Below are 15,823 nucleotides of genomic sequence, written 5' to 3'. Positions count from 1 at the left end.
TATGGAACTGCAGCCAGAACACGTTCGCTCCCTAGTCTCCGAACTCTTGTATGGCGCCGGCAGCGCCGCAGCTGGCCACCACACCCCGGATCCCGCCCTCGGTGAATTCTCCACGGCCCTGGCAGCGGCGATCGAGGCCTGCTCCCGGCGCAGCCTCCACCTGGGCCGCCACGCGGAAAGCATTGCCAACCGGGCCGCAAACTATGTGCTGGAGGTGGAGGACACGGACCACCACCTCGCATACCAGCTTGGGAAGCTCGCATGATCGAAGGAATCCTTGCGGACCTGCAGAGGCGCATCCCCCACCTAGACATCCAGCAGGTGCAGCTCCCGGATATCGCTGCGGCGCTGCCCTTAGCCCAGGCGCTCGGGGTGGAATTACCGCTGATCGGCGCGCACCAACAACTCGCGGCGGACGTGGCCGCCATCGATCGCCTGGTGCAATCCCTGCCGAATTTTGAGGCGAAGTTTACGGAGCTCGCCGGGCAGGTGCTCAACCATGTGGGCTCCCTGCTCCCCCGCCTGGCCACCTTCGAACCGGCGGCCATCGCGGAACTGGCCAGGCTGCCCGCGATGGTGGCGGGCGTAGCCGAGGGGATTATGCCGGATTTGGGGCCCGCCACCCGCGAGTTGGAAACCATCGCGGCCACCACCGCAGGGCTCGAACTCACCGTCGATCATAAGGAGGACGGCGCGGGAGGCGGGGCGTCGACAAGCGGGGAACAGGCAGTCGCGGCGGCCCGCAGCGCAATCGGCACGCCATACGTGTGGGGCGGCACTACCCCCGGCGTCGGACTCGACTGCTCAGGGCTCACGCAATGGGCATGGCAACAGGCGGGCGTGGAACTGCCGCGGCTCGCCGAAGCGCAAACCGTAGGGCGGCAAGTCAGCGAGGCGGAGCTGCAACCCGGCGACCTTGTGGTGTGGGACGGGCACGTGGCCATGTATTCCGGAAACGGAAACATGATCGAAGCCGGAGACCCCGTTTCCGAAACCCCGCTGCGAACCACCAATATGGGTATGGCCTTTCAAGGGTTCTTCCGGCCGACCGGGTAGAATCACGCCTCATGGCACAACAAGGCATCGTACCCGTCTCCGTCGAGCTCACCGAAGGCACGTTTTACACGCTTTGGGCACCCCGCTGGAAGGAACACGGGCAGGAATGGCAAGCGTTTCTCGGCTACGGGGACAACGTATATTTGTTCAAATCCCCGGCGGAAGTCTTGGCCTTTATTGAATCCGGCGAACAGCACGACCTAGCCACGCACCCGCAGTGGGGTCGCTTCAACGCCGGCGACGCGGCGCGCGTGGTGCCAGCAGAACGCGACCAGGTTTCCCTAGTGGAAATCCCGCACTACCTGGCCGGGCGGCCGTCCTACCAAAACGTGGGCAATGTCGCACGTGGGTTCGCGCTGGCCAAGAGCCTAGGGTCCGTATGTTCGCTCACCCATGTGGAATCCTTCTTCGCCGGGCACTCCATCCTGAGCAACGCCGAACGCGGGCACGACCACTTCAGCGGCGACCGTGGCTTGTCCGAATGGTCCGCAATCGGGCGCGTTGTGCTGATTAACTGGGACAAGGTTGTGGACGAACTAGACACCATCGTGCACACCTCCGACGTAACGGTAGGCGACGCGGAAGAGCGCATCACCGCCGCCCAAGAAGCCGCGAAAGAAGCCGCGCGAGCAGAGGCCGAAGCCGCAGAAGAAGCGGCCGACCCCTACGACACCTCCGTGTGGGCAGCCGCCGGCATCGACCCCATCAAAATAGCTATCGACGGCCGCACCCTGTACACCCTCCGCACTTACCTGGGCGAGCAGCCCATCTTCCTGGGCAAATACGGCCAGATTGTTACCTTTAACAACCGCAAGGCCATGGTCCGCTGGTTGGCCGAACATTCGGACCACGACCTGGCCAGCGTATCCACCTGGAACACCATCATGGACGGCGTGAACGGCGGCGACCTGGAGATCACCGTGCACCCCGATAACACCTATGTGTTTACCGGGCTGCGGCAAGATATCGGGCGCGGGCCGGAAGAGGTGTCCACCGACCAGCTCCGGCAAGCGTACGAACTCTTGGCCGATTCCGCCGACTGGGCGGATGATGACTCCGTGAACTCCGTACTCGTGGCAAACCCCGCGCTGCAGGAATACATCTCCTACATGCTCGGCTCCGCCACCGGCTACATCCCCTCCGCACCCTTCACCGCCGAAGTCGACGGTTGGAAACAACTCGAAGACACCCTGATCGCGCGCTTTACTAAGTACTGATTAGCGGCGCGGGGCCAGCTCAAGAGGCTGGTTCGAGGAAGTTCGACCCGTATTGCCCGGGAATGCTCTCCCGGCAGCTTCCGCCGATAGGTTGTGTGCGGTTCCGGATAGGTTGTGCACAGCCGTTGACCTGCGATCGTCCTGAATTTCTTCATTGGGGCGCCTAACGAAGAATAAAAAGACCATTTGCAGCGTTTTTGGGCCAGATTCGTCCGGAATTTCTTCGTTGGACCCCCGAATGAAGAATAGAAAGACCAGCCCAGGTCAGCGGTTGCGCGCAACCCATCGGCACGCCCGTTGGTTGCACACAGCCTATCGGTGACCTTGGCGGTGGCACACAACCTATTGCCGGTGGGGTGACTTGGGGGCCGAAATCGGCCGACGAATTTCCACGCTCAGGCAGATTCGACACGGCGGGGTGCTAGGGACGGAGTTTCCGCAGGAACGTGAAACGGCCGCGTTAGATCTGCCTGAGGCACATTTAACAGGGCCAATATTTCGAAAAGTTTCTAACTTTGCGCGGGAGCCGCAACCCACACAGCACTAGCGATCACTGAGCAACCCAGGCACTAAGTACTGATTAACGAAGCGAGTTGGGGTGCGCCCGCGCCCGCGCTCCACGGACCTAGGGCTTCTTCTTGTCGGGCTTGCCGCCACCGAGTTCGCCGCCACCAAGCTCGCCGCCACCGAGCTCACCGCGGCCGGGCTCATCGTCGCCGAGGTCAAAGCCGAGGTCTTTGAGGTTGATGCCCAGATCCTCCAGCATGCCGATATCAAAGTTCAGGTCTTGGATGCCCGCGCCGAGGGCTTCCTGCAATTCGTTGACATCGTTCACGTCGTAGTCGCCGAAGTTTCCGTAGTCGCCGAATTCATAGTCGTCATCGTCCTCATCAACATAAATGAGGCCGCTGCTTCGCATTTCCTCGGAGCGTTCACTCATAAGCTCGCTGAAACCGTGCAGGATTTGGGTGTTCATGATTCTGGCCCGCACTTCTGATGGCGCGAAGGCGTTATTCATCGCGGCTACGGTGATTTCATATAGGTGCGGCAAATCGTAGTTAAAGTGCTCCACCAATTCCATCATTTCCATGGTCATGGTGGTGTCAGACATTAAGCGGTTATCGGTATTCACCGTGCAGCAGAATCCCATGCTCTGCAGGATCGGGAACGGATGATCGGAGATGTCGCCCACTACCCCGGTTTGCACATTTGACGTGGGGCAGAGTTCAAGCGGGATACCGCGGTCGCGCACATAGGATGACATGGGCCCAGTCTGGATTCCATTAATCGCCGCAGTAAAATCCTCGAACATGCGTGCGCCGTGGCCGATGCGCAGGGTTCCCTCTCGAACCGCCTCTTCGAGCGATTCACGGCCCGCCGCCTCACCGGCGTGAATGGTAAACGGAACGAAATTTTCGCGCAGAATCCGGAACGCTTCCGCATGCTTGGATGGCGGGAAACCGTCTTCGGCGCCCGCGATATCGAAGCCAACCACGAGGCTATCCTTGCCGTAGTTATCCACTGTGAGCTGTGCGATTTCGGCGGTGCGGTCAGCGTGACGCATGCCGCAAAGGATCAGACGGGCCTCAATCAACGCCCCGAAATCTCGAGCTTCCTCCATGCCTTCCTTGAGCCCTTGGGTCACCGCATCAACAACTTCTTGGAGGGTCAGCCCGGCCTCCAAATGTTGCTCGGGCGCAAACCGCAATTCGGCGTAGACCACTTGGTCCCGCGCCAAGTCAACCACGGCTTCTCGGGCCACGCGGGTCAGGGCTGGGGCCGTTTGCATCACGGCGCACGTATGGGCGAATGTTTCGAGATATTTGGGAAGTGATCCGGAGCTCGCCGCCGAAAAGAACCACTTCTTTAGCTCTCCTGGGTCGTTGGTTGGCAGCCGATCGTACCCACATTCTTTAGCGAGTTCGATGATAGTTTTGGGCCGCAGGCCGCCGTCAAGATGGTCATGCAACACCACCTTGGGCAACCGGAAAACGGTGTCGAACGAAAGCGGGGGGAATCCTGGGTTAATCTGCATGCCCGCCAGTGTAACGCCGGAACAGGCGACCAGCCACCGCCGCGCCGATGGCTCCGGCCGCCGCAATCACGGCGATACTGCGGGAAGATGGGGCCACGCGAATCTCCTGACGAACCCGAATCACCGCAGGATCCGGGGCGGGCGGCTTGACCAAAGCGAGGGATTCCTCGGTGGTCGCGGCCCATGCGGAGCAATACAGCAAAATGCGCCACACGAAGTACAGCAGCACCATCACACCGATCACGGGACCGAAGGTCGCGCCTGCGGGATTAGTCAACGCGTTCGAGAAGAAGAGCGAGGCCACCTGCTTAAACACTTCGAACGCCACGGCGCCAATCAGCGCGGCCCGCACCGCGGAACGCTTGGGCACCTTTACGCGGGGCATAAACTTGATCAGCCAGAAAAACACTATAAAGTTCGCCAACGTACCCAACAATGCGGCGACCAACCACAGCACCACGAACACGCCGGGCACATCGGTAAGCGCCATCAAGTCCAGCACGCGATACGCCAGGCTCGAGGAGCCCACGGCGGTCACGCTGATTGCAATCACTAAGGAAACAAACAACCCGACCAAACCAAGCAGGTCCTTCAGCTTGTTCCATACCAAACTGCCCGCGTTCGGGTTGATGCGCCACATCTTGGACACCCCATAACGGAGGTTATGCATCCAACCTAAACCCGACCACAACGCGGTGATCGCGCCGACGCCGGCGACCGCGCCGCGCTGGCTAATCGCGGTGTCGATAATCGTATTAATCGGCTCGGCCAAATCCCCGGAAACCTGCGCAGCTATCTGGTCCTGAATCTCCAGCACAGTTTCCGGCCGGCTGGCCAACACAAAGGCAATGCCCGCGAACACCAACATCAGGATCGGGAACATGGACAGCACCGAGAAATACGTAATTCCCGCCGCATATTGGTTTCCGCCCATGTCGTTGTAGCGGTCGTTCATCCGCATCAAATGGTCGAACCAAGGCCAGCGTTCGCGGTAGCGATCCACGAATCCGGGCTGATCCTCGCTGACGCGTTCAATGCCGTGCTCGTCTACTCGGGTTCGTGGGGTAGCTGTCATCCTGGTGTCGCCTTCCTCCTGCGGGGGTGCACTACTGCGCTACGTGCGGGCAAGGAAACCTACGCGGTCGTACACGTCTGCGAGTGTTCGCGATGCCACCTCGCGTGCCCGCTGCGCACCCTTGGCCAAGATGCGTTCCAATTCGCCGCGATCGGCCATGAGTTCGTCGTAGCGGGCGCGCAGCGGCGTGGTAAACGCCTCCAACGCGTCTGCGGTGTCCTTCTTCAAGGCACCATACCCTTGACCTTCGTACCCGCGCACCAACTCGGCGATCGGCGTGCCCGTCAGGGAGGATTGGATCACCAATAGGTTGGACACGCCCGGCTTGTTGTCCTTGTCGTAGCGGATCTCGGCGTCGTTATCCGTCACCGCGCTCTTGATCCGCTTGGTAGACACCTTCGGATCATCCAATAGGTTAATCAAACCCTTCGGATTCTCGCCCGACTTGCTCATTTTCACGGTCGGATCCTGCAGGTCAAAGATCTTCGCCGCGCCCTCCGGGATAAACGCCTCCGGCACCGGGAAGGTCTTCTTATAGCGCGTATTAAAGCGCTCCGCGAGGTTGCGGGTCAGTTCCAGGTGCTGCCGCTGATCCTCCCCCACCGGCACCAGCTGCGGGCGGTACAGCAGGATATCCGCGGCCATCAGCATCGGGTACGTAAACAACCCGGCGGACGTGCGCTCCGCCCCCCGCTTCGCGGATTTGTCCTTGAACTGGGTCATGCGGGAGGCCTCACCGAACCCGGTCAGGCAGGTAAGCACCCACGCCAATTCCGCGTGCTCGGACACGTGCGATTGCACGAACAAGGCAGATTTTTCGGGGTCGATCCCCAGCGCGATAAGCTGGGCGGCACCGGCAACGGTGCGCTGGCGCAATTCCTTCGGATCCTGCTCCACGGTGATGGCGTGCAGGTCCGGAATGAAATAGAAAGCATCAAATTCGTCCTGCAGATTAATCCACTGCTTGAGCGCACCCAAGTAATTGCCTAGGTGGTAGGAATCCGCCGTCGGCTGAATACCGGACAGGACGCGTTGCTTCTTTTCGGGAATTGTCATGGTCACATAGCTTACCCCGCGGCCGCCAGCGAAGCCTCACTCACCAGTCCCGTTTGTGAATTGGACAAAATTGCTAGGTCATCTTTGAATAGCACGGCCCGGTCAAACTCCCCGGAAGTTTCGCTGGCCACATTAATAATATCCGAGCGCGGGAAACCGTATTTGCTCTCCGCGCCGCCGCGCTGCGTCCAGTGTTCGTGGATCCGCCCGCCGATGTAATGGATGCCGCTGTCTTGCGCGGAATACAACCAGGTCGCCTGTTGGAATCCCTGCCGCGCACCGTTGCCCACCTTTTCCACGTTTGTTGTGGGCAGGCCAAGCAACCCGGATTCGCCGCCGAGAAGCAGGTATTTGATAAAGAATTCGTTGTACATAGCGTGTGCCCCCGTGCTGGCGGACCAGTACATCATGCCGCGTTCGTATACTTGCTTGGCACCCCCGTGGCCTGCCTCCACGATGCCGGTGAGCGGCCGCCCGAGCTTGCTGTTTTCGCCGCCGAGGCGTTTGTACTCTTTTTCGATCCCCTCGGGGTGCGCGGATAGCGGTTCGTGCTGCGCTTGGGTGGCCTGTTGCTTGGCCATTCCGGCGACTACCTGCTGGAGTTCTTCTTCGCTGGGCAGGGAGGTGTCCAGCGGCGTGGGCTGGGATGTTGGCGCCGCCAGCACCTCTTTGTACGAGTATTCGGGGCCGTGATCAGCGCTCGGGGCTGCCAGCAACGCATTCACCGTCACGAGCGAACCGACGCCGAGGATGGCAACGATAAAGGCTAGTGGTAAAGCTTTTGAGTGATTCACCCCGACCAGTCTACTAGCGGTATTGCACGATGACAGGAGCGTGGTCCGACCACCGCAAGTCGTAGCGATCCGCTTTTTCCACCCAGCTGCGCTCCGCCCGGTCCAGCATTGCGCGCGTGACCGCCTGATAGTCGATGCGCCAGCCGGCGTCCGTATCGAACGCTTTTCCGCGATAAGACCACCAACTGTACGGCGCGTCCTCGGGCTGCAAACGGCGCGCCGCGTCGAACCAGACCGGCTGTTCGTTCGCTTCTCGACGCCGCGCACCGACGTAGTCGACCGCCCCCAGGTAGTCGCCATATTGCGGGATCTGGCTCAGCTCATCGGGGAAGGTTCCGAACACGGCATCCATAAAGGCGCGCTCGTCGGGCAGGAACCCGGCGCGCTTCTGATTGGTCTTCCAGTTTTTCAGATCCTGCTGGCGGTGGCAGATATTCCAGTCCCCACCGACGACCATATGTTCGTGCTCCGTGGCCTTGCTGGCCAGGGCTTCCTCAAAGACATCCAGGAAGCGGTACTTTTCGTCCTGCTTTTCGGTTCCGGCCTCGCCCGAAGGGAGGTAGAGCGAAGCCACGCGCACATCCCGCGTGGTGGCCTCGATATAGCGGCCCGCATCTTCGAAGCCGGCGACGCCCACCGTGACGTCGATAAGCGGGGTGCGGGAGAGGATGCCCACGCCGGCGCGGCCCTTGGCGGCGGACTCCGCGCCCTCGTAATGCCAGCCGTTCTCGAGGGCCGGCGCCAGTGCCTTGAGCGTGTCCTTCTCGGTGGCGCGAACTTCCTGCAACAGCACTACATCCGAACTGGTGTTGGAGAGCCAATCCAGGAATCCGAGGTTCTCTTCGCTGCGCTGCTTCACGGCCGCACGGATGCCATTGACGTTGACGGTGGTGATGGTAAGCATAACGCTCAGCGTACTTTATACCGCCGCCACGCTCGCCTGCTCCGCCTGCTCTGGCAGCACGCTCTGCACCACGGTGACGCGCTTGGTGCCAAATCCACGCCGCAGCACAAACGCCGGCGCCCACAAGAGTAGCCCAAATGCGGCCAGCGCGGCACCCCCCAAAGCGGGTGCGCTATAGCTCATACCGCCCGCGATCATCGCGCCGCCCAGCGCCGCACCCAGCGCATTCGCTGTATTCAGCGCGGAATGGTTGAGCGCGGCGGCGAGGGTTTGGGCGCGGTCCGCGACGTCCATAAGCCGCACCTGGAGGGAAAGCGCCAGCGTGGAGCCAAAGAACCCCACCGCGCCGAAATTCAGCACGGCGAGCCAGGCGGATACCGCGGTGACGTAATAGAAGGACACCAGCAGGCCCAGCAGCACCACCAGGGAAAACACGATGCCCACCTCCACATTGCGGTCCGCCAGCCGGCCGCCCGCGAGGTTGCCCGCCACCATGCCCACCCCGTACACCATGAGCACCAGCCACATCCAGGATTGATCCAGCCCGGCGTCGCGCATCGTCCACGTAATATACGTGTACACGGCGAACATACCGCCGAACCCAACGGTGCCGATCGCAAGCGTGAACCATACCTGCGACTTCCCCAGCGCACCCAATTCCACCATCGGGCGGGCGGGTGCCATGAGCGTCATGTGCGGCATCAGGTACCACAGGCTGACCAGGCAGGCCAGCCCAATCGCGGCCACCAAACCATAGGCGGACGCCCAGCCGAGGACCATGCCGAGCCCTTGTGCTGCGGGGACCCCTGCGACCGTCGCAACGGACAGCCCGAGGCCGACCGTAGCCACCGCGCGTCCGCGTTGCCCGGCGGGGGCCATCGATGCGGCGGCGAGACTCGCCACGGAGAAATAGGCGCCATGGGGCAAACCTGCGATAAAGCGGGCCGCAAGCAAACTGTCGTACGACATCGCCGCCGCGCTCGCCGCATTGCCCACCACGAACGCCGCCATCAGCAGCAACAGGAGGCGACGGCGCGGCAGCATGCCCGTGCACACGGTAATCAACGGCGCGCCCACCACTACACCCAGCGCGTAGGCGGCGATCACATGCCCCGCAACGTCTTCGGTCACCCCGAAATCGGCGGCCATCAGGTCCAGCAAACCCATGGAAACAAACTCAGTAGTACCAATACCGAAGCCGCCGAGGGCCAGCGCAATCATCACCGCAAGGCGACGCGGCGCGGAGACCTCGGTCTGGCGCAAAACAGTACGTCGTTGATAATTCACGGATGGGTACCGTACACGAATTGCTTATCGACGCCTCACCCTCCCGCCCGCCTCCACAAAACCCCGGCGTAGGCGCGCCGAGCAATCGGCTTGGAATTGGAAATAATGTTCGTTTTTTGGGTCGCGGCGGCCGCTTTGCCGGGGTCGGTGACGGCCGCCACTTTCAGGCATTGCTGCAGGTGCGGGCGCTGTTCTTGCGGGGCGCTGTGGGCTGGCTCGGGCGGCCGGGTTTGCCGCCAGGGATCTCGATGCACTCCCCCACCTTCGCGCGGGCGCAATGAGCTCAGGCACACCGCGGCCCGGCGAGGTGAGAATCGCCACAGCGGGCGCGGCGGGCTATTCGGGCTGGGCCGGTTGGGTTGGCGCGGCGGGCTATTCGGGTTCGATTTGCAGCTGGATCACCATTTTCCCTTCCTGAATCATCGAGGGCGCGAATCGAACGATGATTCGCTCGCCTTCGGCTTGGCCGACGGTATCGCCGTCCTTGATTATCAGCCCATTGCGGATCAGGTAATCGGCAATGCTCGCAAGGAAATCCACGGTCGCGGCGGGACTTCTATTGCTTTCCAGGATTTCAAGGTCCATAAGGTCCATGCGGTCGAGGCCGATCGTGGCGACGGCGAAGTTGCCGGAAGGCTGCTTGCCAACACTAAAATTCAGCCAGATGAACAGCAGCGGATCCGGCAGCAAGGACCGCGCCACATTGCGGAACACCTTCGGCATGATCAGCTGATCCGAGGCCGGCCACACCACGGCAAAGGTTTCCGGGGAAATGGCCACCAGCGAGGCCACCACCTTGGACAGCAGCTCCGCCCGTTCCACGCCGGTCAAGGATTCCGAATTCGCCACCATGACCAGCGAATGCGCCTGGTAATCCTCGTTGAATTCCGCGCCGGTGGGCCACAGGCTGCTAATGGCGCGTTTTTCAATGGGCTGCTGGCCGAACGGCACCGGGATCGGCTTCACCAAAAAGCCCGAGTCTTTGTAGGTAAAGGCCGCCATGCCGGGGGCTGGGTCCTCGGTGAACTCGGGATCGTCGACGAGTTGCTGCTGGTCCAGGTCCGGCCAGTCTTTGCTCAACTGCTCGCGCAGGGCTTCTTGGGTGACGCCGAAATCGACGGTGTTTTGTAGCAGGATCGCAATCGCCATAACGTCAGGCTCCTTCTCACGAGGCGGCGGCGGGATCGATGTCGGAAGCAGCGGCTGGGTCGGCGAGCTGAATCACCGTCTTTTCCGGAATCGCCTGCGCCTGGGTATATACCGCCCGGATGCGTTCGGATTCCGATTCCCCCACGGTATGCCCGTCCTCAATGACCAGACCGCGCCGGACCAGGTAGCTCGCGATATTCACCATAAACTCGTGGGTCTGGCGAGGCGTTTTGCTGCTTTCCGGGATTTCCACATCCATAAGCCCGAGCCTGTCCAGGCCCTGCGTTAAGGCGTGCAGCTTGCCGTCCCTCTCCTGCCACATTTGAAACGCCACCCATAAATACAGCGGCGCATCCGGCAATGTATGCATGGCCATCTCGCGAAACAACGGCGGATATATCAAATGGTTCGCGCCCGCCCAATACACGGCGATGGTTTCCTTGGAGATGCGCACCATCGAAGCGATCGTCTTAGTAAGCACCCCGGCCGCATGCCGCTCATCATTGGTCTCATCCGCCACGGCAACGATGCAATGCGCCTGATAATCATCGTCTAAAGGCTGTTCGTTCGGCCACAGTAAGCTGGTCTCGCACAGTTCGGACGCGTCGTCGGCAAACGGCGCCGCCACGGGGGTAATAAAAATGCTTGAGGTGCCGCTAGCCAAGCTTAATTGTTCCCGATCATCCTCCCGCCGGTCCTGCGTAATGCTGACATCGCAGCCGGGCCAATCATGAAGCATTTGTGCGCGCACACCCGCCGCCGTCAGGCTGGGCTCAGGTTGATGCTGAAAAACTACCGCGAATGCAATAGACACTTGTATTGTCCTCTCACTGGGGTGAAATATGCTGCGGTGACCCGACCTTAGCAGATTCCCTGCATGCGAACACCCAGGTGAACGAACAAAAAACCGACCATCTGCGCCCCGGCCCCCGCGCTGTACAGCAAAAACAACCGCCCGCACGGGTTGCTTTTAATACACCACTGCGATTGTTCGAATAGCCACCCCCGGAGCAATTTAGTGTCGTGAAAGTTTCTTGTTCACACGACAACACTCAGGGTGCACAATAGCGCAAACTCCAGGGTTAGTGACGGGGCTTGATTGATTGAAGTAGAACGCTGGCCGCGTACCCGCAAAATCTGCCTGCCGTGTCTGCCGTGGCAGATCTGCCTGCCTTCTTACCGTGTCAGATGTGCCTGAGGCAGATTCGTCGTGGCTGCATTTTCCCAGGACAATTCGGCCCAAAAATCAGGCAGATCTCGCGCGGCCAGGCAGATGTGACGGGGTCGAAGAGCGGCCAGGCAGATTGTACGTGGCTGGTGAGTGCGGGCTTCGGTGGTTCACAATCGATGTGATTCCAGCGTGGGTGCAGCGGCCGTGACCTATCGCGCACAACAGTGCGTTGCCCCCCAGCGGCCTTTTGTTGGGGCGGTGATGAGGATCTGCCTGGTTTTCTGCCGTGTTGGATCTGCCTGAGGCAGATGTAACACCTGAGTTCCACAATTTGCCCTAGTCCCCCGGTTTGAAGTTTTTTAGCTGGTTGATTTTTTCTTCGATTTCGGGTGTGAGCTGGGGTGGGATTTCGTATCGGTGCTTGCCGGTTTCGACGAGTGCGTGTCGGTACTGACTGAGGGTCGCGACAAGTTTCGGAGTGGTTATCTGGCAGGTGAGGTAAATGTGTTTTGACATTGCTAAAGCAGCCAGCACGATGGTGAGATGCGCTTGGATGGCATCTTCAGTGCGATGAAAAATTGGCCGGGCTTGCAAGTCTGTTTTCGCCATCCGGAACGCGTTTTCAATGTGGTGGAGCTCGTGGTAGAGACTAATTACCTCACTACCTGCGACTTGGTCTTTATCCAGGTTGGTAACGTAGCCTTTCCATCCGGCAAGAGCGAGCGCCTTATCGAACGCACTCTCGTTGATCCTCAGCGTGTCTTTGTTCCTTGATACAAACCGTGGCAACCGAGTAGCTGCCTTGCCTGCGACGGTTGCTTGAGCTTTTTCTTTTTGTTTTTGTAGCGTGAACGTGTCGTACTTGTAGCGCTTTGGACTAAAACCTACTACCACTCGGCGAGTGACCGCATTGCCTGCTTTGCCCATAGTTTTGGTGGTTTCGACAATTTCGTATGTGTCCGTTTTCTTCGACCACGCCGCCATGTCATCATCGGAGATAGTCACCGCGTGAGGGGCTTTTTTTAGCCGGTCGGCCACGATGTAGTTAATCCCTGCAGCATCAAGCTCATCAAGATTAGTTGCCGATAGCATCGCGGCATCAGCAACTACTGTCAATGATTCCAAATCGTGGGCATTGCGATAGGCCTCAAGCATCGGGATCAGCGTGGTGGTTTCCGCAGTCTTGCCATGAAAAAAGTCCACATGCAGTGGAAATCCCAGATTATCAGTAATCAACCCCACGACGATTTGAGGATCAACGCGACGCTCTTTGCTCATCCCGATCTTACGCAGCTCGTCTTCTTTTGAGGTTTCAAAATACAAAGTAGTCACGTCGTACAGCACCATGGTTACCTGATGATTGGTGCGCACATACTCGTGACATTTGGCCGAAATTATCTTTTTATAGTCGCGTTCGTGGCATCGCTTGAGTGCGTTGTAGATGGTGTTTTCATGCGGCGCACATCTGCCCATACTCGCTAAAACCTCAGGCACCTGAGCCTTCGAGGTGGGTTTAACCACACGTGCTATCACCGTGGACATAAACGCTTCATCATGTAACGAGGCAAAGCCAAGCTGTTGGTAAACCATGGCTAGCACATCCCAGATCAACCTGGCCGGAGATGAAATCACCCGTGGCGAGGCCGGAAAATTAGACTCAGCCACAGGCGCGCGTTGAGCGCGGGGCGGATCGCGGAGAACCGTCGAATCAGCACCGCGTTCAACTAACAGCTCGAGTTGCTTGTCCGAGGCCGATTCCAGGTAGTTAGAGATATCCACCATCGATGGACGCGCACGAACTGGCACATCAATGCCGATATCCAGACTCATCTGTGCGTCTAAACCCATAAATTCCTCTGCCTTGTCAATTAACGCATGCAAAGTCAGATCATCATGAGCAGTACCCACATGGGACAACACAACGGTGCGGCCACGGACTTTGCGCACAACTTGAACACTCACCCCACCAGAGGTAGTCCGCGAATACTTAATGTAAGCCACCCAATGACGCTATCACCAACCAGGCACCTAGTCCCCCAAAACGCACTTCCAAAACAACAAACCCCAAGGTCAGAAACATTCCACCCAAAAATCCGCAAAACAGTTGTGGAAGTCAGGTGGCAGATCTGCCTGCCTTCTTACCGTGTCAGATGTGCCTGAGGCAGATTCGTCGTGGCTGCATTTTCCCAGGACAATTCGGCCCAAAAATCAGGCAGATCTCGCGCGGCCAGGCAGATGTGACGGGGTCGAAGAGCGGCCAGGCAGATTGTACGTGGCTGGTGAGTGCGGGCTTCGGTGGTTCACAATCGATGTGATTCCAGCGTGGGTGCAGCGGCCGTGACCTATCGCGCACAACAGTGCGTTGCCCCCCAGCGGCCTTTTGTTGGGGCGGTGATGAGGATCTGCCTGGTTTTCTGCCGTGTTGGATCTGCCTGAGGCAGATGTAACACGGCGGTTTCGCGTTCCTGCGGAAACACCACCGCGCGACGACCGGCATGTCGAATCTGCCTGAGCGCGGAAAATCGTCGGCCCTGAGCGCGGAAAATTCCGGCCTCCAACCCGCCACATCACCTGGCGTGGTGGTGACGATCTGCCTGCCTGTCCACAGTGGCAGATGTGCCTGAGGCAGATTCGTCGCTGCCGCGTTTCCCCAGGAAAACTGGGCCCAAAAACCAGGCAGATCCCGCGCAACCAGGCAAATGTGACATGGCCGAAGCGCAGCCAGGCAGATTTAACGTGGCCAGGGAAACGGAGCGCTTCAACTACGGGCAGTTGCGGGGTGCTGCGGGCAGACGGCAGTGGCGCGGCTGGCGCGGCGTGAGAATGGGCCGGGGTGTGCCGGGTTTCGGGCTTCACCGAAGAGTATTGAGCTTCACCGTGCCGGTTACAGGGGTGTGGTGGGCACGCAGCAACAAGGCAGGTCGGCAAACAAGCCGCAGTACTGGGGTGGAGCGAGTATTCGGCTGCGAGAATTCAGCGCTAGGATTCAGCCGTTTGGTTTCGGCTGTTAAGGTTCGGCGTCGGGTTTTGGTGGTTGTGTGGTGTTGGTTTCGGCGCGGTGGATGGCGCGGCGCAGGGTGGTAATGAGTTCGCGGGGTTGTTGCAGCAGCCCGTGGGTGATACGTAGTGGTTCCCACCCGAGTTCGCGTAGCCGGATCAACACTTTCGCGTCGTAGTCACGTTGGCTGCGTTGAAGGTGGTGGGCACCGTCGTAGAACAAACCAACACGAATATCGGGCCAGCCGGAATCAAGCACAGTCAGCAGGGGTGTGCCATCATCGACCAGCGCACCGGAATCATAGATCGGGATTTGCACCTCCAGGTGCGCGCGCAGCTGCTCGGCAATCAACCGCAACACAGTCTCCGGAGGCGACTGCGCCCCGGTGCGGGACAGGTTCAGCAGTTTTTTCAGCTGGCGGGCGCTGAAAATATTCCGCGCGATGTCACGCACCAGCTGAAAGTTTAGTGTGGTGCATGCGCGCAGCGCGTCGATCAACTGGATGGCGCGGACCTCCCAGTTAGCAAGATTAGGCACTTGGTAGACCCACCAGGAGTGGCGGTCACGCTGCAGATCAATCAAGCAATCCACCAACGCGACTTCGGGGGCGACGACCTGCATGCCGGGCAGTTCCTGGTCCGGTGTCCACACCCTGGTGCCCGGCCGGAGCCTGCGGCGGGTGGCGTCCAACACGCTGTGGCTGCGTTGGAAATTACTGGCCACATGCACGGTGATGTGAGCATCATCCACCCAATACTTCAAACCGGCATAAGCTGCGGCGGCCCAGCCGCCGATAATGACATTCGGGCTTTGGGTGAAATGCGCCCGAGCCCGCAGCATGATCGGGGCAGCAAACCCCAGGCGCTGCGGGTGATACCGCGAACCCCACTCCACCTCCCGGCTCGCACGACAGTACCCACGCGGCATCGCAAGCCGACGAGTGATGTTGATGAAAGAGGTATCAAGCAGTTTAGTGCGACGCTGAAACAAACCCATAGCACCAGTGATAACCCCAAAACAGCACAAAACCCAGGGTTTTCCCAGACACACCCCACCAACCTGTGGATAACTTGAAACAATC

General features: G+C 59.8%; 14 protein-coding genes. 4 read left to right on the top strand and 10 right to left on the bottom strand.

Features of this window, described 5'->3' with window-relative positions:
• Nucleotide 1: 1 nt before the first annotated feature.
• The 3 genes from CCANI_RS02630 to CCANI_RS02620 are packed head-to-tail and all read left to right on the top strand — an operon-like array spanning nucleotide 2 to nucleotide 2,273.
• Complete coding sequence (locus tag CCANI_RS02630; protein ID WP_146324728.1) at nucleotides 2-265, top strand: hypothetical protein; 264 nt, start codon at nucleotides 2-4, stop codon at nucleotides 263-265.
• Entirely contained in the window at nucleotides 262-1,056 is a 795-nt protein-coding gene (locus CCANI_RS02625; RefSeq protein ID WP_146324729.1) for a C40 family peptidase, read from the top strand. The genes CCANI_RS02630 and CCANI_RS02625 overlap by 4 nt, the downstream gene beginning before the upstream one ends.
• Before the next feature lie 11 nt (nucleotides 1,057-1,067).
• A complete protein-coding gene (locus CCANI_RS02620; protein ID WP_146324730.1) occupies nucleotides 1,068-2,273 on the top strand; it encodes a SatS C-terminal domain-containing protein in 1,206 nt (401 codons plus the stop codon).
• A 625-nt stretch (nucleotides 2,274-2,898) separates the two neighbouring features.
• Here CCANI_RS02620 and CCANI_RS02615 read toward each other — a convergent pair.
• From CCANI_RS02615 to CCANI_RS02590, 6 genes are read right to left on the bottom strand one after another with little or no spacing between them, the layout of a single operon-like run.
• Nucleotides 2,899-4,308 (bottom strand): adenosine deaminase, encoded by a 1,410-nt coding sequence (locus tag CCANI_RS02615; RefSeq protein WP_146324731.1) that lies wholly within the window; start codon nucleotides 4,306-4,308, stop codon nucleotides 2,899-2,901.
• A complete protein-coding gene (yhjD, locus tag CCANI_RS02610; protein ID WP_146324732.1) occupies nucleotides 4,298-5,383 on the bottom strand; it encodes an inner membrane protein YhjD in 1,086 nt (361 codons plus the stop codon). Before yhjD ends, CCANI_RS02615 begins: the two co-directional genes overlap by 11 nt.
• A gap of 39 nt (nucleotides 5,384-5,422) precedes the next feature.
• Complete coding sequence (trpS, locus tag CCANI_RS02605) at nucleotides 5,423-6,439, bottom strand: tryptophan--tRNA ligase (protein WP_146324733.1); 1,017 nt, start codon at nucleotides 6,437-6,439, stop codon at nucleotides 5,423-5,425.
• Nucleotides 6,440-6,450: 11 nt separating this feature from the next.
• Nucleotides 6,451-7,233: an LGFP repeat-containing protein gene (locus CCANI_RS02600; protein WP_146324734.1), complete on the bottom strand. Its 783-nt coding sequence runs from the start codon at nucleotides 7,231-7,233 to the stop codon at nucleotides 6,451-6,453.
• A gap of 13 nt (nucleotides 7,234-7,246) precedes the next feature.
• Nucleotides 7,247-8,137: an exodeoxyribonuclease III gene (locus tag CCANI_RS02595; RefSeq protein WP_146324735.1), complete on the bottom strand. Its 891-nt coding sequence runs from the start codon at nucleotides 8,135-8,137 to the stop codon at nucleotides 7,247-7,249.
• A gap of 15 nt (nucleotides 8,138-8,152) precedes the next feature.
• Nucleotides 8,153-9,358: an MFS transporter gene (locus tag CCANI_RS02590; protein WP_146324745.1), complete on the bottom strand. Its 1,206-nt coding sequence runs from the start codon at nucleotides 9,356-9,358 to the stop codon at nucleotides 8,153-8,155.
• A gap of 68 nt (nucleotides 9,359-9,426) precedes the next feature.
• Here CCANI_RS02590 and CCANI_RS02585 point away from each other — a divergent pair, with 68 nt between their 5' ends.
• A complete protein-coding gene (locus tag CCANI_RS02585; RefSeq protein WP_146324736.1) occupies nucleotides 9,427-9,705 on the top strand; it encodes a hypothetical protein in 279 nt (92 codons plus the stop codon).
• Nucleotides 9,706-9,796: 91 nt separating this feature from the next.
• Here the strand turns inward: CCANI_RS02585 and CCANI_RS02580 are convergent, their stop codons facing one another.
• The 4 genes from CCANI_RS02580 to CCANI_RS02565 all read right to left on the bottom strand — a co-directional run bounded on the left by CCANI_RS02580 (nucleotide 9,797) and on the right by CCANI_RS02565 (nucleotide 15,738).
• On the bottom strand, nucleotides 9,797-10,573 hold the full coding sequence (locus CCANI_RS02580; RefSeq protein WP_146324737.1) for a DUF4261 domain-containing protein: 777 nt from the start codon (nucleotides 10,571-10,573) through the stop codon (nucleotides 9,797-9,799).
• Between the two features lie 16 nt (nucleotides 10,574-10,589).
• Nucleotides 10,590-11,387, bottom strand: coding sequence for a DUF4261 domain-containing protein (locus CCANI_RS02575; protein WP_146324738.1), 798 nt, complete (start codon nucleotides 11,385-11,387; stop codon nucleotides 10,590-10,592).
• 693 nt (nucleotides 11,388-12,080) lie between these two features.
• The gene (locus CCANI_RS02570) at nucleotides 12,081-13,706 is read right to left on the bottom strand and encodes an IS1634 family transposase (protein ID WP_290210782.1); all 1,626 of its coding nucleotides are present in this window, start codon (nucleotides 13,704-13,706) and stop codon (nucleotides 12,081-12,083) included.
• Nucleotides 13,707-14,751: 1,045 nt separating this feature from the next.
• The gene (locus tag CCANI_RS02565; RefSeq protein WP_146324739.1) at nucleotides 14,752-15,738 is read right to left on the bottom strand and encodes a putative endonuclease domain-containing protein; all 987 of its coding nucleotides are present in this window, start codon (nucleotides 15,736-15,738) and stop codon (nucleotides 14,752-14,754) included.
• Nucleotides 15,739-15,823 lie beyond the last annotated feature (85 nt).

The sequence above is a fragment of the Corynebacterium canis genome (genome assembly GCF_030408595.1).
Lineage (GTDB): Bacteria > Actinomycetota > Actinomycetes > Mycobacteriales > Mycobacteriaceae > Corynebacterium > Corynebacterium canis.
The sequence above is the reverse complement of the archived record's forward strand: the minus strand, read 5'-3'. Positions and strand labels throughout refer to the sequence as shown.